We start from the raw sequence: 21,526 nt of genomic DNA, 5'->3' as shown, positions 1-21,526 counted from the left end.
TCTCAGAACCCCTACCGATCGTAGCCACGGTGGGCCGTTGCCCCGCCGTCAAGCTAATCGGACGCATCCCCATCCATAACCGTTGCCTTTACTCCGCGTCTGATGCCGTCTGCGGAGTGCATGGGGAATTAGTCTGCCTTTCGGCAGGTTATGCCCCGGTTAAGGGAAGGTTGGATACGCGTTACTCACCCATCCGCCGGTCGCCATCACAGGTTGCAAGCAACCCGCATGATGCCCCTCGACTTGCATGTGTTAAGCCTGTAGCCAGCGTTCATCCTGAGCCAGGATCAAACTCTCCATTGTAAAATATGAATTCCATTCCCATGCCACGAAGGGCACGGGAAATGTCTGTCTGTTCTCGGATGTCCGTCTATCTTCTTCAAGAAGTCTTTTCAATATATGAATTGAACGGTTCGTTTCTTTTACCCGGACGCTTCACTACCTATTAATATAAATAGAAAAAGCGCCCGCTTCTCGTACTACTTTTCTGTCTATGTAAATCGTTTCAAAGAACTCTTTTGATAGCCTACGGGATTACCCGAAAGCGGATGCAAAGGTAGAACAAAAAACAATAACGGCCAAACAAAATAAAAGGAAAAATTCAAAAATATACAAACTTTTCCGCTAAATTTACAAAATCAGGACTCCAGACATTTCTTCTCCTTATTATATTATAAGGATGCAGAGAAGTTGAACGAAAACTCCGCCAAAGCTGCCAGCTGCAAATCTACAGCCTCCTCTTCACTACCGCGGGATTGCCGGCGGCCAAGCAGTCGTCCGGAATATCGTGAACAACCACCGAGCCGGCCCCGATAATGCTCCGCTTGCCTATCCGCACGCCCGGGCACACTATCACGCCGCCGCCCAGCCAGGCATCGTCGCCTATCTCTATAGGATAAGAAGTCTCCTGCGGCAGGCGCCGTTGAACCGGGTCCATGGGGTGTTGGGGCGTGTAGAACTGGCAGCAGGGGCCCACCTTCACGTTGTCGCCAAAGCGCACACAAGCGCCGTCGAGTACCACGCAGTCATAGTTGATGAACACGTTGCGGCCCATGATGATGCCGTTGCCGTGGTCGCAATGGAACGGCGGGCACACGGCAGAGTCGTCGGGAATGCCGGGAATGAGCTCACGGATAACCTCCCTGTAGTCGGCACTGTCGAGCGTCATGGTCTGCAACCTGGCACAAAGCATCTTGGCATGGCTTAGGCTGGCCTCTATCTCCGCATCCGAGAAGTCGTACAGCTCCTGCGAACGCATTTTCTGAAATTCGGTTTTCATAACGTCAGGCTTTTATTGACAAAGATACAAAAGTTTTCATTATCTTTGCATTCACAAGGCAATCAAACAACGAATAAATAGCAGATTTTATGACCATAGACTTCATTTTACGCCTCTTCGTGGCCGGTTTGCTGGGCGGAGCCATAGGCTTGGAGCGGGAATACCGCGCCAAGGAGGCCGGTTTCCGCACCCATTTCCTGGTCTCGCTGGGCAGCGCGCTCTTCATGATAATATCGCAGTACGGCTTCGATACGGTGCTGGCACAGGCGAGCCAGGCCTCCTTCGACCCCTCGCGTATAGCCTCGCAGGTGGTTACGGGCATCGGTTTTCTGGGTGCGGGAGCCATCATCTTCCAGAAGCATGTGGTCAAAGGGCTCACCACGGCGGCCGGTATCTGGGTAACGGCGGCCATCGGTCTCACCTGCGGGTCGGGTCTTTACCTGCTCGCCACGGCCACAACCGTACTGGTGCTCATCTGCCTGGAGGCCCTGCACATGGTGCTCCACCGCTTCGGCACGCGTGCACTCACCATCACCTACACGGCGGCTTCCAAGGCCAGCATTGCCAACATGCTGAAGAAACTGCGTGAGGACGGCGTGACCATTGACAGCTACGACATGCAGGAACGCCACACCACCAACGGCGGACTCTTCAAGGTAACGATGGAGGTGAAGGTGAAGAGGAGCCAATATCAGGACCGCATACTCGAATTCATGGCCGATTTTGACGGCGTGACCATAGAAAACATGGAATAAGAAATGATGAAGAAAGTCCTCCTTACAACCCTGCTTGTGCTGGCCTTTACGGGTATCAAGGCCCAGATACATGGCTACGACACCAGCTTCCTGCTGTCGGCAAGGAACTTCTGCGACACCATTCCCATCGAGATTGACCACGACCAGGTGTACCTCAGCGCAACGATGAACGGCCGCCGGTACCGCTTCTGCCTCGACACGGGGTCCTCGCAGGGCGTTGTCTACGCCGCAAGCAGCCTGCCGGGACTAACCGAACTGGGCAACATCGTGTCTCACGATGCCAACAACCGGCGCGATACAGTCAAGGTGGTAGCCCTCCCGCCGTTCCGCATAGGCCGCCTCACGGTTACCAACTACGTGGCCTCGGTACTGCCGCAGCCGGCCGTCGGGCGGCAATACGATGCCATTATAGGCTTCGACCTATTCAATAAAGGCGTGGCGGCAAAGATAGATGCGGCCCACAAACGCCTCATCCTGACCGACCGCCGGCACACTTTCGATGATGAGACGGGTTACGAGCTGAAGTACAAGCTCAAGTGGTTTGTGCCCTATCTGCTGGTCTCCCCCTTCATCCGCCATGTCGACGAGGCCCTCTTCGACCTCGGTTCGCGCCCGTTGTACACCATGAACAAGCGCAGCTTCGATGCCCACGCCTACAAAAGCAAGCAAGTTAACGCGCAGGTGGAGGGCCGGGTGCAGGGGCATCTGGCCATCAGCAGCTACGGCGCGGAGGCAAAAGACGAGGTGGCATTCCTGAACCTCGACAGGCTGAAATGGGACGAGTTCTCCTTCTGCCGGCTGCGAACCATCACCACGCAAGGCTCCTCGCGCATCGGTGCCCGCATCCTCCGATACGGCTGTATCGTCATCAATCCCTTCCGCCGGCGCATCATCTTCCAGCCCCGCAACGGTGCCGACAGCGTCTTGGTTAACAACAAGCAGTTCGGCGTAGCCTTCGTTCCACAGGAGGGGCACGCCACGGTGGGCCTCATCTTCGACAAGAGCGAAGCCTACCGCCGCGGCATGCGGCAGGGCGACACCATACTAAGCATCAACGGGCAGCCCGTGAGGAGCTTTGCCGATTTTGTGCGTTACCCCTTCGTAGAGGGTCGCCGCTACACCTTCATGCTGGCCGATGCCAAGGGTCGCAGCAAGACAGTAACGGTTGAAAGGTAGAGAGCGCGGCCGCTGATGCTACTCCGGCCGCTTGTCGATGAACTCATACGAGGCGTACTGACGGCGCGGGAAGGTGAACAGCCCGTCGTCTATGCCGCCCGGCTTGAAGTGGGATATCCTGACTGTAGTCCAGAAGAAGGCTATCTTTATCTTCAGACTTTTGGGGTAACCGGTTTGCTTGTCGAGCACTGCTTTTACGTGTTTGATGCCGTCTACGCCGTCCTTGGCGTCTATGGAGATAATGTTCTCCGCGCGGTTACCGGTCAGGCTGTACGTGTAATTATCAGGTTTGAACTCGAACTTACTGGCGTATTTGTCCTTTTTCTTTGAGTTCGGGTTGTGTATTTCCACCGTCTTTTTCTTCTTGTCTACGCGGTAGAAGGTGCGTGCATCGTTCCAGGCAGCGTACCGACTCTCCACAAACTTGGCCTTGTTGCCCTTGTACCAGATGGTTCCGGCGGTTTTGTAGATGCCTATGATGTTAACTGCATAGTCGAGCGAAGCGCCCTGCGGGCCGAACACCATTTGATAGGTGCGGTCGAAGAGCTGGCGGGCCAGCACGGCGTTGCTCACTTTCTTGGCCGCTGCAGGCACCGGCAGCGCCAGCAGCAACACCAGCAGCAGGGTGCCAAACCGCGCTTGCGGCGAGTTTACTGTATAGTTTCCGTTCATTGTAAGCTGTGCAAATATGGCGGCAAAGGTACTAATTATTTTGCCAAAACACAGCCCGCAGGCTCAAAAAGCATCATTTTCTGCCCCATCCGTACATGCAGTTTGCACAATAATTCCTATCTTTGCGGTGTGGGGAAGCAACTTTGCACCCCCGCCATTCTGTAAACCTAAAACACCAGGACCATGCACAACAAGTTGTTTCTCACCGCCTTTATTCTGCTCGTCTTTGCATCTTCATGCGGCCGACTGTCGCCTGCGTTGCAGGAAACAAGCCGCCAGGAGTTCGAAAAAGCCTACAGCCAGTACACCCGCTACAACCACATCATGGACACCACTGCCGTTACCGCCGCCACCCGCCGGCAGCTCACGCGCCTCATCCGCCAGCCTTACGGCGAGGTTGCCGACATGATCGATATCTTTAAAGTAGGCTATATAGCAGCCACAAGGCAATATGCCGCCATCGTAGTAGGCATAACCGGCGAGCTGTTTATGATGCTCGCGGACGAGAACTTGCATCTTACAACCACCGACGAGGATCGCTACAATCGGCTGTCTTTTGAGTACCACGCCTACGCCAAGACCGGTTGGTGGGCCGGAGAGCTATGGGGCGAAGACGCCGGAGAGCCGCCCTTGGACATCAACATCCGCAAGTTGGAGGGCAACACGCTGAAAACAGTCTACCATCTGCGCAACTCCGCCCTCTGCTTTCCTCATGCCTGGGATGCCAAGAGCATAGAAGACCTGCGCCAGTTCATCTTCTGGGGTCCCGATAACACCCTCTACCTGAAATGCTACCGACGAAAAAAGGCCACCACGAAAAGGATTCCGTACGGAGACGGCATGGAGTCCGACTACTCCCGCTACGTGTACTTTAAAATCAAGATTGAGCCGTAACGAAGAGCCCACGGGGTGCAATTCACAATTCATAATTCACAATTCACAGATTGGAAAGGAATGATTTGCGCAGCAAGTTGTAATCAGCACGACATTTGGTCATCCCCTCCTCCGCCTCCCCATAACCAAAAGAAAGCCTACCCCAACCCTCCCGAAGGGAGGGAGCTTTACTATGGAAAGACATTGAATAGAAGTAGTCCCTCTCTGTGGGAGAACCGGAGTGGGCTCTTATTGTGTGCGCCAGAGTATCCTCCCCTTAGAAAGGGGAGGTTAGGAGGGGATGATATCTTAAACTGCATGACTAATCTCTGCCATGTGGTCATCCCCTCCTCCGCCTCCCCTTTCCAAGGGGAGGATACCAGTTTGTCTTCCTGCGAACCATTGCTTGCTCGCTCCCGCTATGCAGCAAGCCCGCAGCAGCTGAAAAATTACTCTGTTACTATGTCTTTAAAAATAAGCAGCAAAACAGCAGCAAACCTGCAGCAGCGAAAAAATTACTCTGTTACTCTGTCTTTAAAAACCAGCAGCAAAACAGCAGGAAACAACAAGCAGCGGAAAAACTACTCTGTTACTCTGTCTTTAAAAATCTGCAACTAATTAGCAAGAGAGTTTCAGCAGCGCTTCCTCCCCTTAGAAAGGGGAGGTTAGGAGGGGATGATTTTGCAGACTGCAGGCTGCTCATTCACAATTCATCATTCACAATTCATAGGCTGGGAAGGGATGATTTGCGCAGCAAGTTGTAATCAGCACGACATTTGGTCATCCCCTCCTCCGCCTCCCCTTTCCAAGGGGAGGATACCAGTTTGTCTTCCTGCGAACCGTTGCTTGCTCGCTCCCGCTATGCAGTAAACTTGCAGCAACAGAAAAAATACTCTGTTACTCTGTCTTTAAAAAACAACAGGAAAGCACACAGAGGTATGCTTCAACGGCCTTGAAAGATGCTTTCAAGGGGCTTGAAGGATAGCTTCAAGACGCTTGAAGGGCACCTTTTTCTTTCTTACTCGTAAGCCTTTGAAACACAATAGCTTACAATCGGGGCTAAATCAACTGTTATCTTCCTCTTTCAAAACAAAGTTATCAGGCCGTCGTCGCACTGCGGCGCAACGGCAGCGCGGCCTATATAATAAGGAGAAGCGGGCGCGGGCGCGAAGCTGCAGGCAAGACTCGGCGACTGAAATAAGCCATGCGAAGCTGCTTGGATGATTTTTTCAGGTGAAATTGTATTTAAATTCAGATGCAATGATAATGAAATATAGACCCTGTACTTTTGTCGCTGTAAAAAAATGATTATCAATATTTGGAAAGTAAGATGAATATCTACAAAAGACGGATGGCAGCACTTTTACTTGCAATTTCAGCTTTGCAGGTTTCGGCACAGCAAATTACAGGCCGCATAGTTGACAAGAAGACCAAGGAGCCACTTATGGGTGCTGTCATTGAAGTAGACGGTACGAGCCTGAAAGGCATTGCCAATACGGACGGTGACTTTACAATCGAAGGGCTGCAAGAGAAGTCTTACACCTTATATATAAAGTATATAGGATACAAAAGTCAGAAGATAGAAGGAGTTGAAGCCACGAAAGCAGCGGGCAGGAAGGTGACCGTTGAGATGACGACCGACGAGCAGCAGCTGAGCGGAGTTACCGTGGCTGCCGTGCAAAGAACGAATACCGAAACGGCTGCCATACAGAAGGTGAAAAGCAGCATGGTGATAGTGAGCAACGTATCGGCACAGGAAATACAGAAAACACAGGACAGCAACGCCGGCGAAATTATTCGCCGGGTGCCCGGTGTGAGCATCATAGAGGACAAGTTCGTGATGGTGCGCGGCCTGTCGCAGCGTTACAACAACGTGTGGGTTAACGGCGGAGCCGTTCCAAGCAGCGAGGCAGACAGCCGGGCGTTCTCTTTCGACATCATTCCAAGCTCGCAGATAGACAATCTGACCATCGTGAAAACGCCGTCGGCGCCATATCCTGCCGACTATACAGGTGGTTTCATCATGATTGATACCAAGGAGATTCCATTGCAGCAATACGCTTCGGTACAGGTAGGTGGGAACTGGAACGACGGTACTCACTTCAGCAGCTTCCTGAAAAACCAACGGAACGAAAGCTGGTTTACCAAAGAGATGAAACCAGTTGGCGACATCAAGCTCGCTGCATCGGCCGGTCAGCAGTGGCAACTGGGAGAAGCCAAGTTGGGAATGATAGCTTCTGTAAACTATACCAACGAGTACCGCACCCTTGCAGACATGCAGAACAACCTCTACGGCGTGTATGACGCCGCCAACGACCGCAGGAACTACCTGCGCCACTCGGTCGACGACCAGTACAATATCAACGACCGGCTCGGCGCAATGCTTAATCTTACCTTCCTGAGCAGGACCGGCAACAACAAATATCAGCTGAAGAACATCTTCAATAGGTTAACCAATACAAGATACACCTGGCGTGAGGGCGTGACTGCTCAGGCCAATATGGAGCACTCGGCCGAGTATTATTACCGCAGCCGAACTACCTACGAGGGACAGATAACGGGCAGGCATACGGCAATGAGCGGCGATGCACTTGACTGGAGTGTCGGCTATGCTTATGCCAACCGTCGTCTGCCCGACCGCCGCAGATATCTTGTAGACGACGCCCTCGAAAGCGGTGTCTATGCTCTAAGTACCGGTAACGACATCTCGCGCGAATGGACAAAGCTCGACGAGCACATACTCTCGGCCAATGCCAACTATTCGCACAAATTCAATTTCGCCTCGTGGAGCCCTTCGCTCAAGAGCGGCATCTACGGCGAGTACCGTACCAGAGAATACACAACCACAGAAATGGTGTACAACTGGAATGCGGACAATAACAACATGCCGGCCGACTTCCGCCACATGGACATGCCTACACTGCTGAGTGACGGGCAAAACTACGGCACGGACAAGCTCTATCTGCTGGAGCTCTCGCAGTGGCGTAACAACTACAGGGGGCACAACACGCTTGGCGCAGGCTATCTGTCGGCGGCTCTCCCCTTTGGTCGGATAGATGTGCTGGCAGGCATCCGCTTCGAACATAACGACATGGAGCTTATCTCGAATACACGAGACAATGAGAAAAGCGAGTCGTCACGCCATTATGTTACAAACGACCTGTTCCCTTCGGTCAACGTAACCTACAAGTTCAACGACCGGCACCAACTGCGTGCAAGTTACGGGCGGAGTGTCAACAGGCCCGAATTCAGGGAGGTGTCTCCCTCGGTGTACTACGATTTCGACCTGTCTTCAGACGTTCAGGGAAACACAGAACTCAACAGTTGTTATGTAGACAACCTGGATTTGCGGTGGGAGTATTACCCAAGCAAGGCAGAATACATCTCGTTGGCCGCATTCTACAAGCATTTTGACAATCCGATAGAGTGGACCTACACCGTAGCCGGAGGCACCGATCTGGTTTACTCCTACAAGAATGCCATGAGCGCCAACAACTATGGATTGGAGCTTGACATACGGAAGGACCTGTCGGTCATTGGTCTCAAAAACTTCAGCTGGTCTTTTAACGGAGCCCTGATAAAAAGCCGGGTTGAATTTGCTCCCGGGAGTAAAGAGGAAAACCGGCCGATGCAAGGGCAGTCTCCTTATCTTGTAAATACCGGTCTTTTCTATATGAACGAGCAGATACAGCTGCAGGCAGCAGTGCTCTACAACCGCATCGGCAAACGAATCATCGGTGTAGGAAGAAGCGAGGGGGCCGTTACGGGCGAAGATACCGCACGCATCCCCGACAGCTACGAGATGCCCCGCAACACCATCGATGTGTCTCTGTCCAAGAAGTTTGGCCGTCACTGGAACGTGAAACTCAACGTGAGAGACCTTTTAGCCGAGAAAGTATATTATAAGCAGTTTGCCAATGTCAGCTATTCGGATGGAACGCATAGGGAAGTGGAGGAAATAACACGCTGCTTCAAACCCGGAAGAAACATAGGATTATCGATAGAATATAAATTTTAATAACTCTAAAAGTGAAAGTTATGAATGGTAAAAAGATGATTAGCTGTTTGAGCATCATGATGGCCTTAGCCTCGCTCACAGCATGTAGTAGTGACGACCCCGTTACCGGAGGCAATGGTGGCGGAAATGAGAACACGGGCTATTCGTGGTCGACTGACAATGGACTGAAAGCATGCGACCATATTCTTTTCGATGACAAAGGTAACGAGAACGTCAATGGCAACGTGATAGGCAACGGCGATCAGGAATTTGTCTTCAAGGGCAAACAGACACTGAAAAAGGGTACTTACCTGCTCAAGGGATGGGTCTATATTGCAGACGGCTCTCAACTCACCATCGAACCCGGTACCATTATCAAGGGCGATAAGGACACCAAGGCCAGCCTCATCGCTGAACGTGGCGGACAAATCATAGCCAAGGGCACTGCAACCGAGCCTATCGTCTTTACTTCGGAGCAGCCGGCAGGCAGCCGTAAGCCGGGCGATTGGGGTGGCGTTATCCTTTGCGGCAAAGCTACAAACAACCAGACGGAGATGCAGATAGAAGGAGGGCCCCGTACCAAGCATGGCGGCAACAGCGACACTGACAACTCCGGCATTCTGGAGTATGTGCGTATAGAGTTTGCCGGCTATCCTTTCAAGAAGGACAAGGAAATCAATGGCCTCACTCTTGGCTCTGTCGGTTCAGGTACAACCATAGACCATGTACAGATATCGTACTCTAACGACGACTCTTACGAGTGGTTTGGCGGAACCGTTAACTGCAAGTACCTGATAGCCTATCGTGGTTGGGACGACGACTTCGATACCGATAACGGTTATTCTGGTAACGTGCAGTTCGGACTCATTGTTCGTGACAGCAAGATAGCCGATACCTCACAGAGCAACGGTTTTGAAAGCGACAACAGCGCAGATGGCTCTGCAGTCAGCCCTTACACCACGGCCACTTTCTCCAATATTACTTTCGTCGGCCCTAAGCTCGACAATCAGTTTAAGAATTCAGAAGATTATATCACCGGAGGAAACATGAATCCCAACAACGGTGCTGCCTTGGGAAAATTCCAGTCGGCCATGCAGATACGCCGCAACTCTCGTCTCAACTGCTTTAATTCAGTTGCGCTGGGATGGCCTATTGGCCTTCTGCTCGATAACCAGAAAGGAGACACGCAGGGTTCAGCAACTGCAGGAAGCCTGAAAATCAACAATTTCTACTTTGCCGGTGTTGATGCCGTGGGAACTGATGCCAACAAACTTTACGACAACGTGCTTGTAACAGGCTATGACAGCGACAGCAAGCCTGTAACTGACCAGAAGCAGAAGAGTTTCTCCTCAACATGGTTCCTCGGACAAAGCGGCAATAGAGTCTTTGACAACATCGCCGACCTCGCTTTTGAAAGCAATGGATACATGCCAACTAATGCAAGTCCGGTACTCAATGCTGCCAACTTCGCCAGCCTCGGCTCATGGTTCAGCAAGGTAACGTACATCGGAGCCTTCGCTGCCGGCGACAACTGGCTGAACAGTTGGACTAACTTCGATCCTCAGAATACAAAATATTAGTAAGGCTTATCTATGAAAAACATAGTCTGTCGGCTCATGTTGAGTCGACAGATTTTTTGTTTGTATCGTGCAGATGTTTCTTTCCTGTTACATTACTGGAGCGTAATATCATGTCAACAGTATTGTAACGCTTTTGCAACACACATGGCTTAACTTTGCAATCTAAGAACTGGAGCCAGGAGCCATAGGTGAGAAAAAACAAAAAATACATGTAAGCACTAATTAATAAAAAGATAAACTGATGAATTTAAGGTTATCACTGACTTTGTCTGCTGCCTTTTGGGCCCTCATTGCTTTCGCCCAAACAGAAAGTGAACCCAAAGTAAAGATTGGCGGAACCCTGCGAGGCAAGTACGAGTATCAGACAAACGAAAAGGAAGGAAGGTTTGAGGTGCGAACCGCTCGCGTGAATGTTTCGGGGCAAATTAGCGACAAGGTTTCGTACAAAGCGGAGATAGATCTTTGCGACGAAGGGAAAATCAAGATGCTTGATGCTTACACCTGCATCAAGCCTTGGCGCAACTTCCAGTTCACCATTGGACAAGAGCGTGTTCCCTTCACCATCGATGCTCACCGTTCTCCCCACCAGCAGTACTTTGCCAATCGGTCTTTTATCGCCAAGCAGGTGGGCAATGTGCGAGACGTGGGTGCCGAGCTGGCCTTTACCTTTCATCCCGGATTCCCGGTCAATGTGCGTGCCGGGCTGTTCAATGGTTCCGGACTGACCGATCAGAAAGACTTTTGGACGAACAACATCAACTTCTCCGCCAAGGTCGTTGCCATGCTTCCGATAGGGCTCGATTTACAGTTCAGTGCCCAGAAGATAAAGCCCGACCATGTTGATGTCATGATGTACGATGCCGGCATGACCTTTCACCGGAAAGGTTTCATTGCCGAAGTGGAATACCTTTACAAGCACTATGAAAACAATTCGTTCAAGGCAGTAAACTCTTTCGACAGTTTCATCAGTTATGACATCCCGCTGAAGAAATGCTTCTTTCAGAAGATATCGCCTTTGGTGAGATACGATTTCATGAGCGATCACAGCGACGGCAAGAGATACTTGAATGATAAAGAAGACAAAGCAGGCTCGTTGGTCATCAACGATTACAAGCGCAGCAGGGTTACGGGGGGCGTAACGCTGAGCATCAACAAGCCGTTCGTGAGTGACATCCGCATCAATTACGAGAAATACTTCTACGATGACAGGTCTCTGGCAAAGGTATCAGAGCGTGACAAGTTCGTGATAGAGGTCATGACCCATTTCTGATTACAGCAGCAAGTCAAAGGTACGGAGACCGCACAAGCCACGCCGTGCCTGCCTACATGAAAGCTGAACCGATGGCAGGAAGGGTTGATGAAACCCGGTGAGGGGGCATTTTGGTGTGGACTTTACTATATATAATAAGGTGAAAACAATACTGGCGCAGTTCAGTTTGCCCTGTCATCGGCCGAAACAATGCCCTCGTTGGCAGCCAGGTCGGCATAGGCCTGGTTCATCTCGGTGATGAGAATTTCATAGTTCTGCGCCGTTCGGCACGCCCGACGGAACACGCCGTCGAGCCCGACGGTTTCTGCATCGGCCCACTCATCAAAGGGTTTGTCGTGCAGCAGCGTCGCCATGCCGCTCACCATCATGCGCAGCACCGTGGGCTGATGCAATGAAGCCTTGCCCGTTCCGGCTGCTTTAATGCCCGCGGCATAGGACTGCATGAAAGCACGAACTACCCACCGGATGGCCTGCGCCTCATCGCAGTCGGGCTGGTCGCTGCCTGTCACGAGCCCGGCCAAGTGCTCCTCCTGCCGTTGGAACCGGCCGCCGAGCAAACATTCCATCTGCCGCTTGTACTCTCCTGTCATTGCATCGAACAGCTGCTTGCTGCCGCAGGCAAAGCGCAACAGCATCTTCACGGAGGTAGAGTTGGAGAAATGGCGCTTCCGCATGCCCTCTACCGCCTGCTCGTAACTGTCGAAATTCATCGTTACAAGCAGCGGAAACATTACCTGAAAGAAGTATTCCGACACCTGCTCATAGTGCTCGGCCAGCAGTTGTTTCAGTATTCTGCTGCCGGGCTGATGGCCTCTGCCGTCCATGAGTCCCGAGAAGAAGCCCTCAAAAAAGCCCCGCACCATAGAGCCTACTACCTTGTATTTGTTCATCTGGCTATTTTTTTGCAAAGATAACGAAAATATCGACAAGGCCGGCAGCATGCAGGCATAAATCGAAAGGAGCGCAGCAGGCACGCGGGCGGATGCACACAAAACAGCCTGCACTCACGGAGAGGCAGGCTGTATGAAAGTTTCGACCTTGGTGCAGGATGCAGCTAATGGCACCGGGGCTGTCAGTTGGTCTTGCGGGTCGTCACAATCACCACGCCTTCTTTGCCTTCGGCATTGTACTTGTGCAGCGATTCGGCATCCTTCATCACCTCTACATGCTCAATGTCGGCAGGATTCAGGCTGCTGATGTCGGCCTCCGGCTTGCCGTCAACGATGTAAGCTACGTTGCCGGTCGGCTTCTCCTCCGTCTTGTCTCCGGTAGTTTTAAAGCTCACGGGTATGGTATATTTCACCCTCACCGCCTTGCCTTTCTGCCGTCCGGGCTTCCATTTGGGCATGCCCTTCACCACACGCAGCGCCTCGGCATCAAGCTCCGGGGATATTGAACGCACGGTGCGCACATTTGAAACGGAGCCGTCGGCCTCTACAATGAAGCTCACCACAACGCGCCCTTGTATGTTCTTGTCTATTGCCTTCTTAGGATATTTGATGTTGGCGGCGAGGTATTTCATCATTGCCGCAGTCCCACCGGGATACTCGGGCATTACTTCCACCACCTCAAACACCTTGCTGCTCGGGCCCGCTTTGGGCGTTTGTTTCTTCTGTGGAACGGGCATGGCCGTGCCGGAGGTTGTCGAAGGGCCGGCCGATGGTGCCTGCAGGGTGGCAGGCTGTATGGCAGCAGGCGCAGCAGTTGCGGTTACCGGCTCTGCTGCAGGTGTGCCGAGCGACCGTGCCACCAGCTCAATGTTACTCACCAGAAGCAGCCCCGCAGCCACCGGCAGCGCCAGCAGGTACTTCGTTTTCATCCATTCGTGTGTTCTTTTCTTGTTCATCATCATGATTCTTTGCTTTAAAGGTAAAACATAAAAGTTATTAACTACGTCGCCATAGCGCAACTCCGTTTGCAGCGGAGCCTGCACGCAGGGTCGGCAAGCCAGGCTAAGCAGGTGGTACTGGTAGGCTTTGCGCGCGTTTCCTACGGCCACCACATGCTCATCGGCCAGGTATTCAAGATTGATTTTCACTTCCCTCTTCAGCATCCATGCAAAGGGATTGAACCAGCAAAGGATGCTGAACACTTCGGCCACCAGCACGTCTGCCGAGTGCAGTTGTGCGGCATGCGTGCGTTCGTGCACAAGGACATCGGCCAGTTCGCGGCCCGTGAGCGCTTGGGGATTGAGGAATATCCAGCCGAAAAACGAGAACGGACTGCCCTCATCGTCCATAACGCGAACCGTGGTGCCGTCTATCACCTGCCGCGTTGCATGCCTGTTGAGCCGGCAGATGGTAACAACCTGCCACCCGAAGCGCAGCAACAGCAGCGCCACGCCACACAGCCAGACCGCCCAGAGTGCCTGTTGCCAGCTCCAAGCGGATGCTCCGGCATTCACCTCTACCGTTGGCAGCATGATTGCCGCATAGTTCTGTGCCACGGCAACGGCTGCACTGCTGCGCTCCAACCAGTACCCCACATTGAGCAGAGGTATGAGAACCGACAGTACACAGACACCCATCAGGGCGGCACGGCGCCAACCGAAGAAGGTGTCACGACCCAACACGCACTTGTAAAAGGCGTAAAGCAGCACCAAGGCAACATTGACTTTCAATACGTAAACCATCATTTTGCCTCCTCGTTTTCTATTTCCCGGATGATGTCACGCAAGTCTTTCTCCGACAGCTTCTCCTCTTTGGCAAAGAAGGAGACCATCTCTTTGAAAGAATCTCGGAAGTAGTCGCGCACAAAACCCGACATGAACTGCCGCTTGTACTCATTCTCCGCTATGGCCGGTGTATATATATAGGTGTTGCCCCGGCGGCTCTGGGCAACGTAGCCTTTGGCTTTCAGATTGCCTACTACCGACGCCACGGTGGTGTAAGGAGCCTTGGGCTGGCCCAGGGCGTCAACTATCTCGCGCACGGTGCAGCCCTGCAGTCGCCACACTGCCTGCATCACGTCCTCTTCCTGCTTGGTTAGTTTCTCCATATACTTTGTCTTTAGTCCGATGCAAAACTACGAAAAGTTCGTAGATATACCTCATCCGAGAAGTTAAAATAACTAAAACTGGCTAACATTTAACAATTTACGAGCTTTTCGTAGGTAACGGACAAGGAAGAGAAAATCGCCTTCCGGCCGGGCCGAAGCCAGTGAGCCGGGAGGCGATTGGGATGGAGCGGGCAGGCTGAAAGAAAGCTGCCGGGCTGCCGTCAGCCCCCTGCTAAACGCAGGTATAGCCGCCGTCAACGGGCAGCATCACGCCGTTTACGTAGCCGCTCTGGGGCGACGAGAGGAAGAGGGCTGCCGTATCGAGCTCGCCCTCCTCACCATAACGGTCCATGGGGATGGTGGTGTGGGCGTAGTCTTGGAACTGCGGAGACTCCAGCGTGTCCTTGGTAAGGGGCGTCCAGAAGTATCCCGGGCAGATGGCATTCACCGTTATGCCGTAGTGCCCCCACTCTGCAGCCAGGGCGCGCGTCATGTTCACCACGCCTCCCTTGGCGGCATGATAAGGCGCGGAGGGTGCCATCTTGTTGCCAACGAGGCCGTACATGGACGCAATGTTGATGATGCGGCCGTAGCGGGCGGGTATCATGGCCTGCTTGGCCACGGCACGCGCCACGCGGAAAGAACCGAAGAGGTCGATGTCGAGTTCGCGACTGAACTGCTCGTCGGTAATGTCTTCGGCCGGTGCCACGGCTCCCGTACCGGCGTTGTTGATGAGAATGTCGATGCGGCCGAAACGGTCGAGAGCCTTGCCCACCGTCTCGTTCACCGCCTCCGTACTGGTAATGTCGCAGCGAACGGGCAGCGTCTGCACGCCATAGTCGGCCTCCAGCTGTCTGGCCACCGCGTTAATCAACTCCTCCCTGCGGGCTACGGGGATGATGTTGCAGCCCTGGTTGGCCAGCGCCTTTGCCATCTGCACGCCCAGGCCGGTAGAACAGCCCGTGACCAAGGCCACCTGTCCCGATAAATCGAAGTACTTTTTCATAGTCATTTAGCTTGGTTTACACATGTTATGGTTACTTTTGCAAAGATAGGAAAGATTTTGATACGCTCCTATATTTCGGCATTTTTTTCGTACCTTTGCACCATACAATCACTCAACATCATGACTATCAAGGCATTGTTTTTCGATATCGACGGCACGCTCGTGAGCTTCCGCACCCACCGCATACCGCAGTCAACGGTACGCGCGCTCACCCTCGCCAAGGCCGCCGGCACCCGTATCTACATCTCCACCGGCCGCCCGGTGCCCTTCATCACCAACATCGGGCAGATAGAACACCTCGTCGACGGCTACATAACCAGCAACGGCGCCTACTGCTTTGTTGGTTCCGAGACCGTGAGCTGCCACGAAATGGCGACGGCCGACGTGGAGCGCATTCTCCGCTCGTGCGATACACACCGCCGGCCGGCCGTGGTCGTGGGCACGCGCAACATTGCCGTGTACCGCAACGAGCCCGCTATAGACGAGGTGTTCCGCAAGGGACTGGGGCTGGAAGACTTCCGTTTCGCCCCTCTGGAGCAAGTGATGGCGGAGCCGGTGCTGCAGGTTACGCCTTTTCTGAACCCCGCACAGGAGGCCGGACTCATGGCAGAGCTGCCGCTGTGTACCAGCGGACGGTGGACCGAAGCATTCACCGACATCACCCATCGCGATGCTGACAAGGGGCAGGGACTGCTCGCCGTGGCAGCCCATGAGCACATAGACCTGGCCCGCACGATGGCTTTCGGCGACGGGGGCAACGACATCAGCATCATCCGCGCGGCCGGTGTAGGCGTGGCTATGGGCAATGCCGACGAACAGACGCAGCGCAGTGCCGACTTTGTTACAACGAGTGTAGACCACGACGGCATACGCAACGCCCTGCTGCACTACGGCATCATCGGCGAGTAACGGCCGTTTTGTGGCCGAGAGTTTGCAGTAAACAGGGATTGGGTAGGGGTAAAGGGTGCGGCTTTTGGTAATGAACTGCCACGTAATCATCCCCTCCTCCGCCTCCCCTTTCCAAGGGGAGGATACCAGTTTGATTTGTTCCTAAATCGCTGCTTCCACAGTTCCACTCACCGGCAAGTAAGTTGCAGTAGAATAAACACTCCGTTACTCTGTCTTAAAAAATAAGCAGCCACCCAGCAGGGTGTGGGCGCCAGAGTCTCCTCCCCTTAGAAAGGGGAGGTTAGGAGGGGATGATTTACGCAGCAAGTTGCAGTAAGCAGACCGGCAAGTTAAATTCTGCAAAACAATAAAAAACACCCTGTTACCCTGTCTCCAGAAAGCACCACCCGGCTTGGAGATATGCTTCAAGCCCCCTGAACGATACCTTTAAGGGGCTTGAAGGATATGTTCAAGGGCCTTGAATGGCACCTCTTGTTTTCTTGCTCGTAAGTTGTTGAAATTCAATAGCTGGCTTGCTACAGGTTTGCTCGTTATTTTTAAAGACAGAGTAACAGAGTGTTTTTTCAGCTGCTTGTTGTTTCCTGCTATTTTGCTGCTGGTTTTTAAGACAGAGTAACAGAGTAGTTTTTCCTGCTGCTGAAGGTTTGCTGCATAGCGGGAGCGAGCAGGCAACAGTTCGCAAGAAGACAAACTGGCATCCTCCCCTTGGAAAGGGGAGGCGGAGAAGGGGATGACCGGGGAGCCTACCTCTACCCTCGTAACCTGTGAATTGTGAATGATGAATTGTGAATTAGCTCCCCGCAGCTTGCAAAATCATCCCCTCCTAACCTCCCCTTTCTAAGGGGAGGAACCGCTGCTGCAGGTTTCCTGCTGTTTTGCTGCTGGTTTTTAAGACAGAGTAACAGAGTAGTTTTTCCTGCTGCTGTGGGTTTGCTGCATAGCGGGAGCGAGCAGGCAACGGTTCAGAAGAAGACAAACTGGTATCCTCCCCTTGGAAAGGGGAGGCGGAGGAGGGGATGACCGGGGAGCCTACCTCTACCCTCGTAACCTGTGAATTGTAAATGATGAATTGTGAATTAGCTCCCCGCAGCTTGCAAAATCATCCCCTCCTAACCTCCCCTTTCTAAGGGGAGGAACCACTGCTGAAACTCTCTTGCTAATTAGTTGCTGATTATTAAAGACAGAGTAACAGAGTAGTTTTCCGGTTGCTACGTGGTTGCTGGTTTCCTGCTGTTCTTCTTTACCAGGCGCGAAGAGCCCGGACGGGAGAGAAGAAAAAAACAGGCAGGAGGACTGATATTTTAGAGCGAGAACTGAACTATTAACCTAAAAAACACTATCTTTGCATCACCAAAACTAACATGATGCAAAAAACACTCGCCTTTTCCAATAAGGCACTCTCCAAGGAGGTGCGCGACTACGCGATGATAGCCGTTGCCATGATGTCTTACGGCATAGGGTGGACCATCTTCCTGCTGCCCAACAACATTACCACAGGTGGCGTGCCGGGCATTGCCTCGGTGGTTTTCTGGGGCACGGGCTTTCCCGTCCAGGCCACTTACTTTGGCATCAACGCCATTCTCCTGCTCATTGCACTGAAGATACTGGGCTGGAAGTTCTGCGTAAAAACCATCTACGCCGTGGCCTTACTCACCCTTATCCTGCAGTTCGGGCAGACCTGGGCCAGCGGTCTCAGGCTGCTGCATGACCAGCCCTTCATGGCAAGCATCATCGGAGCGATATTCACCGGCAGCGGCATCGGGCTGGGGCTGGCCTTCAACGGCTCCACAGGCGGCACGGACATCGTGGCCGCCATCGTGAACAAGTACCGCAACATATCGCTTGGAAGGGTCATCATGTTCATCGACATCATCATCATCACCTCCAGCTATCTGGTGTTCCACAACTGGGAACAGGTAATTTACGGCTACGTGGTGCTGTGGGTTTCCAGCTTCTGTATAGACCAGGTGGTGATGGCCATGCGCCGTTCGGTGCAGTTCTTCATCATCTCCGAGAAGTACGAGGAGATTGGCCACCGCATCAACATGGACCCACACCGCGGCGTGACGGTGGTCAACGCGCAGGGATTCTTCAGTGGCAAGGAGGTAAAGATGCTCTTCGTGCTGGCCAAGAAGAGCGAGAGCCAGAAGATATTCCAGCTCATCAACGACATCGACCCGCACGCCTTCGTGAGCCAGAGCGCCGTGATAGGCGTGTACGGAGAGGGGTTCGACAAGTTCAAGGTGCGTACCAAACGCTACCAGAACTAACCGCCTGAAGGCACGGACGCATGGACGACAAGGCTTACTTACAGGAACTCATCAGCCAGGGCGAGCACAGCCAGCAGGACTTCAAGTACAAGGTGGAGGACGCGCCGAAGCTGGCCAGGTCGGTATCGGCATTTGCCAATACCGGCGGCGGACGCTTGCTGATAGGCGTGAGAGACGACGGAGAGATAGCGGGCGTACGCTCCGAGGAGGAAATCTACATGATGCACAAGGCCGCCTACAAGTATTGCAGGCCCGAGGCCGACATCAACTTCAAGACCTGCCATGCCGACGGCCGCACCGTGGTGATAGCCACCATCCCGCCGGCAACGGCCAAACCCGTTTGCGCTCTCGACGAGCAAGGCGAGAGCACGGCCTATGTGCGCGTGCGGGATGAGAACATCGTGGCCTCTCCCGTGCTCATCGAAATGTGGAAACAGGAACAACGGCAGGAGAACATGATGCCCTACACCGACACCGAATCGAACCTGATGGAGATGATGAGGCTCAATCCGCACCAGCCGCTGCAGGTAATCTCAAAGATTGCACATATCAAACGCTTCATCGTTATCAAGATTTTGGCCCGCCTCATCCGCTACGACATCGTGGCGTGGGAGTACGACGGCGAGGACTTCCTGTTCTCGCTCAGGTAACCGGAGCTGTGCTTCAGCTGTGCCGCCGGATGCCGGCAGCCGTGGCGGACATAACCACCGGAAGGCTACACCTTACTATATGATACGACAAAAGGGGAACTCTGAGCTCAGAATTCCCCTTTTGCTATATCGTTGCCACAGCCATGCGGCTGCGCTGCCTGCCTACTGCTGGCTCTCTTCCGGCGCCTTGTCGATGAGGTCCATGAACTGATCGAGCTTAGGCGTGATGATAATCTGCGTGCGGCGATTACGCTGTTTGCCCAGCTCGGTGTCGTTGGCGGCCAGCGGGTTGTACTCGCCACGGCCTCCTGCTGTAAGGCGCTTGGGCGCTACACCGAAGTGATCCTGCAGGTACTGGACCACCGACGAGGCCCGCAGACATGACAAGTCCCAGTTGTTCCGGATGTTGCGCATCGACGGCGAGGCCGTGTTAATGGGCACGTTGTCGGTGTTTCCCTCGATAAGAACATCGTAGTCTTTGTAGTCCATGATGATTTTGGCAATCTTGCTCAGGGTCTCCTCGGCGCGGTCATTTATCTCATAAGAGCCGCTCTTGTACAGCATGTTGTCGGCCAGGCTGATGTACACCACGCCTTTCAGCACCTGCACGTCAACTTCCTTCAGTTCTTCCTTGCTCAAGGAGCGGGTCAGGTTGTTGGTCAGAACCATGTTCAGAGAGTCCGACTTGCTCTTAACTTCCACCAAATGGCGGATGTACTGGTTGCTCTCATTTATCTGGTCAACCAGCTTGGAGATGTTGATATTGTTGGAGTTGGTATTGGCCAGGCTCCTGTCGAGTGAGCCTTGCAGGGCTGCATAGTCCTTTTTCTGCTGGGCGAGCTGGTCCTCCAGGCTCGTTACGCGTGCCTGGCTGGCTGCCAGCTGCTCCTTGGCATCCTGGTAATCGGCCGTCAGCTGGCGGTTTTCTGACTGGCAATTGGCCAGATCTTTCTTGCTTGCACAGCCCGTGAAAAGCAATACGCCGGCCATCATCGACAGCACCAAAACTTTGTTTCGTGTCATATTCATAAGGTGTTTAAGTTAATACTCACGTTTGCAAATTTACTAATAAGATGCTCAAAACGGCCCTCAGCTTAATCACTTTAGCTTATTTTAACCACAAAACGCACCAAATCATTCTTTTTTACTATCTTTGCAGCATATTTTTTAAGCAAATGGAGAATCAGCGAATCAAAGGACATGCCGCCGTGTTTGGCGCAAACATCATCTTCGGACTGGGAGTTCCGGTAACCAAACTGCTGCTCGACGAGTGGGTAACGCCGATGGGCTACATGTTCACCCGCTGCCTGGGAGCCGCCCTCATCTTCTGGGCCGTCTCCCTGTTCCTGCCCAAAGAGAAGGTTGAAAGGCGCGACCTGATGGTCATCATGGCAGGAGGACTGCTGGGATTTGTCATCTCGCAGACCCTTACTGCATGGGCCCTGACGTACACAACGCCCGTTTACTTCTCGCTCATAGCCACGCTCACGCCCGTTGCTACCATGCTCATGGCGGCGCTGTTCATCAGCGAGAAGATTACGTCCAGCAAGTTCCTGGGCGTTGCGGTGGGCATAGCAGGCGCGCTGCTCATGGTCTTCAAGGGCTGGCAGGGGGGCTCGGGAAAGGACGACCTGCTGGGCATCACGCTCGCCGTATTGAGTCTGCTGACGTGGGCCATCTACCTTATCATTACGCGAAAGGTGAGCCAGAAGTACACTGCCGTTACGCAGATGAAGTGGGTTTTCCTTGTGTCAACCGTGGCCGTGCTGCCCTTTGCCTCGATAGAATTCGGGCAGCAGAAGCTCTACTCGGCTGCCTGGGAGTGGAGCGGCGTGCTGGAGATGGCCTTCATCGTTATCTTCGCAACCGTTGCGGGCTACTTTGCCATCCCCTACGCCATGCGCTATCTCAAAGCCACAACGGTGAGTATATACACCAACCTGCAGCCTGTGGTGGCCTCGTTCGTGGCCTTCGCCCTCGGCCAGGACGTGCTCACATGGGACAAACCCGTAGCGCTGGTGCTGGTGCTGCTGAGCGCCTGGATTGTTACCCGGCAAAACCAATGAGGACACCCCACAAAACCAATAAGAAA

Annotated in this window: 18 protein-coding genes and 1 rRNA gene; 11 read left to right on the top strand and 8 right to left on the bottom strand. The window is 53.3% G+C overall.

Going from position 1 to position 21,526, the window contains the following annotated elements:
- Both BMW31_RS06495 and BMW31_RS06490 read right to left on the bottom strand, forming a co-directional pair.
- Window positions 1-303, bottom strand: a 16S ribosomal RNA gene (locus tag BMW31_RS06495); the annotation flags it as partial.
- A gap of 424 nt (window positions 304-727) precedes the next feature.
- Window positions 728-1,279: a sugar O-acetyltransferase gene (locus BMW31_RS06490; protein ID WP_091822842.1), complete on the bottom strand. Its 552-nt coding sequence runs from the start codon at window positions 1,277-1,279 to the stop codon at window positions 728-730.
- Window positions 1,280-1,368: 89 nt separating this feature from the next.
- Between BMW31_RS06490 and BMW31_RS06485 the strand changes: the two genes are divergently transcribed.
- Both BMW31_RS06485 and BMW31_RS06480 read left to right on the top strand, forming a co-directional pair.
- Window positions 1,369-2,034, top strand: coding sequence for an MgtC/SapB family protein (locus tag BMW31_RS06485; RefSeq protein WP_091822839.1), 666 nt, complete (start codon window positions 1,369-1,371; stop codon window positions 2,032-2,034).
- A 3-nt stretch (window positions 2,035-2,037) separates the two neighbouring features.
- Window positions 2,038-3,210: a retropepsin-like aspartic protease gene (locus BMW31_RS06480; protein ID WP_255404856.1), complete on the top strand. Its 1,173-nt coding sequence runs from the start codon at window positions 2,038-2,040 to the stop codon at window positions 3,208-3,210.
- A gap of 18 nt (window positions 3,211-3,228) precedes the next feature.
- On the opposite strand, the gene BMW31_RS06475 is transcribed toward BMW31_RS06480, so the two are convergent.
- Window positions 3,229-3,882 carry a LolA-like protein gene (locus BMW31_RS06475; protein WP_091822835.1) on the bottom strand — a complete coding sequence of 218 codons (654 nt, stop codon included), beginning with the start codon at window positions 3,880-3,882 and terminating at the stop codon, window positions 3,229-3,231.
- A gap of 183 nt (window positions 3,883-4,065) precedes the next feature.
- Here BMW31_RS06475 and BMW31_RS06470 point away from each other — a divergent pair, with 183 nt between their 5' ends.
- The 5 genes from BMW31_RS06470 (at window position 4,066) to BMW31_RS06455 (ending at window position 11,602) form a co-directional block, all read left to right on the top strand.
- Entirely contained in the window at window positions 4,066-4,776 is a 711-nt protein-coding gene (locus tag BMW31_RS06470; RefSeq protein WP_143049162.1) for a hypothetical protein, read from the top strand.
- A 297-nt stretch (window positions 4,777-5,073) separates the two neighbouring features.
- Window positions 5,074-5,373 (top strand): hypothetical protein, encoded by a 300-nt coding sequence (locus BMW31_RS13275; RefSeq protein WP_143049161.1) that lies wholly within the window; start codon window positions 5,074-5,076, stop codon window positions 5,371-5,373.
- A 712-nt stretch (window positions 5,374-6,085) separates the two neighbouring features.
- Complete coding sequence (locus tag BMW31_RS06465) at window positions 6,086-8,773, top strand: TonB-dependent receptor (protein ID WP_091822829.1); 2,688 nt, start codon at window positions 6,086-6,088, stop codon at window positions 8,771-8,773.
- A 20-nt stretch (window positions 8,774-8,793) separates the two neighbouring features.
- Window positions 8,794-10,332 (top strand): hypothetical protein, encoded by a 1,539-nt coding sequence (locus tag BMW31_RS06460; RefSeq protein ID WP_091822826.1) that lies wholly within the window; start codon window positions 8,794-8,796, stop codon window positions 10,330-10,332.
- Between the two features lie 241 nt (window positions 10,333-10,573).
- Window positions 10,574-11,602: a porin gene (locus BMW31_RS06455; RefSeq protein ID WP_091822824.1), complete on the top strand. Its 1,029-nt coding sequence runs from the start codon at window positions 10,574-10,576 to the stop codon at window positions 11,600-11,602.
- 161 nt (window positions 11,603-11,763) lie between these two features.
- On the opposite strand, the gene BMW31_RS06450 is transcribed toward BMW31_RS06455, so the two are convergent.
- From BMW31_RS06450 to BMW31_RS06435, 4 genes are all read right to left on the bottom strand, one after another.
- Window positions 11,764-12,492 (bottom strand): hypothetical protein, encoded by a 729-nt coding sequence (locus BMW31_RS06450; RefSeq protein ID WP_091822821.1) that lies wholly within the window; start codon window positions 12,490-12,492, stop codon window positions 11,764-11,766.
- A 182-nt stretch (window positions 12,493-12,674) separates the two neighbouring features.
- On the bottom strand, window positions 12,675-14,237 hold the full coding sequence (locus BMW31_RS06445) for a M56 family metallopeptidase (protein ID WP_091822818.1): 1,563 nt from the start codon (window positions 14,235-14,237) through the stop codon (window positions 12,675-12,677).
- The gene (locus BMW31_RS06440; RefSeq protein ID WP_091822815.1) at window positions 14,234-14,599 is read right to left on the bottom strand and encodes a BlaI/MecI/CopY family transcriptional regulator; all 366 of its coding nucleotides are present in this window, start codon (window positions 14,597-14,599) and stop codon (window positions 14,234-14,236) included. Before BMW31_RS06440 ends, BMW31_RS06445 begins: the two co-directional genes overlap by 4 nt.
- Window positions 14,600-14,831: 232 nt before the next feature.
- The gene (locus BMW31_RS06435; protein WP_255404852.1) at window positions 14,832-15,611 is read right to left on the bottom strand and encodes an SDR family oxidoreductase; all 780 of its coding nucleotides are present in this window, start codon (window positions 15,609-15,611) and stop codon (window positions 14,832-14,834) included.
- Between the two features lie 114 nt (window positions 15,612-15,725).
- Here BMW31_RS06435 and BMW31_RS06430 point away from each other — a divergent pair, with 114 nt between their 5' ends.
- The 3 genes from BMW31_RS06430 to BMW31_RS06420 all read left to right on the top strand — a co-directional run bounded on the left by BMW31_RS06430 (window position 15,726) and on the right by BMW31_RS06420 (window position 19,434).
- Complete coding sequence (locus BMW31_RS06430) at window positions 15,726-16,514, top strand: Cof-type HAD-IIB family hydrolase (protein WP_091822871.1); 789 nt, start codon at window positions 15,726-15,728, stop codon at window positions 16,512-16,514.
- A 1,364-nt stretch (window positions 16,515-17,878) separates the two neighbouring features.
- Entirely contained in the window at window positions 17,879-18,784 is a 906-nt protein-coding gene (locus tag BMW31_RS06425) for a YitT family protein (RefSeq protein WP_091822869.1), read from the top strand.
- A gap of 20 nt (window positions 18,785-18,804) precedes the next feature.
- Complete coding sequence (locus BMW31_RS06420; protein WP_091822811.1) at window positions 18,805-19,434, top strand: AlbA family DNA-binding domain-containing protein; 630 nt, start codon at window positions 18,805-18,807, stop codon at window positions 19,432-19,434.
- Between the two features lie 162 nt (window positions 19,435-19,596).
- Here the strand turns inward: BMW31_RS06420 and BMW31_RS06415 are convergent, their stop codons facing one another.
- Entirely contained in the window at window positions 19,597-20,457 is an 861-nt protein-coding gene (locus BMW31_RS06415) for an OmpA/MotB family protein (protein WP_091822807.1), read from the bottom strand.
- 152 nt (window positions 20,458-20,609) lie between these two features.
- On the opposite strand from BMW31_RS06415, the gene BMW31_RS06410 reads away from it, so the two are divergent.
- On the top strand, window positions 20,610-21,500 hold the full coding sequence (locus tag BMW31_RS06410; RefSeq protein WP_091822866.1) for a DMT family transporter: 891 nt from the start codon (window positions 20,610-20,612) through the stop codon (window positions 21,498-21,500).
- Window positions 21,501-21,526 lie beyond the last annotated feature (26 nt).

It is taken from the genome of Prevotella sp. kh1p2 (assembly GCF_900111525.1).
Classification (GTDB): domain Bacteria; phylum Bacteroidota; class Bacteroidia; order Bacteroidales; family Bacteroidaceae; genus Prevotella.
This window is presented reverse-complemented; position numbering and strand designations above follow the sequence as displayed.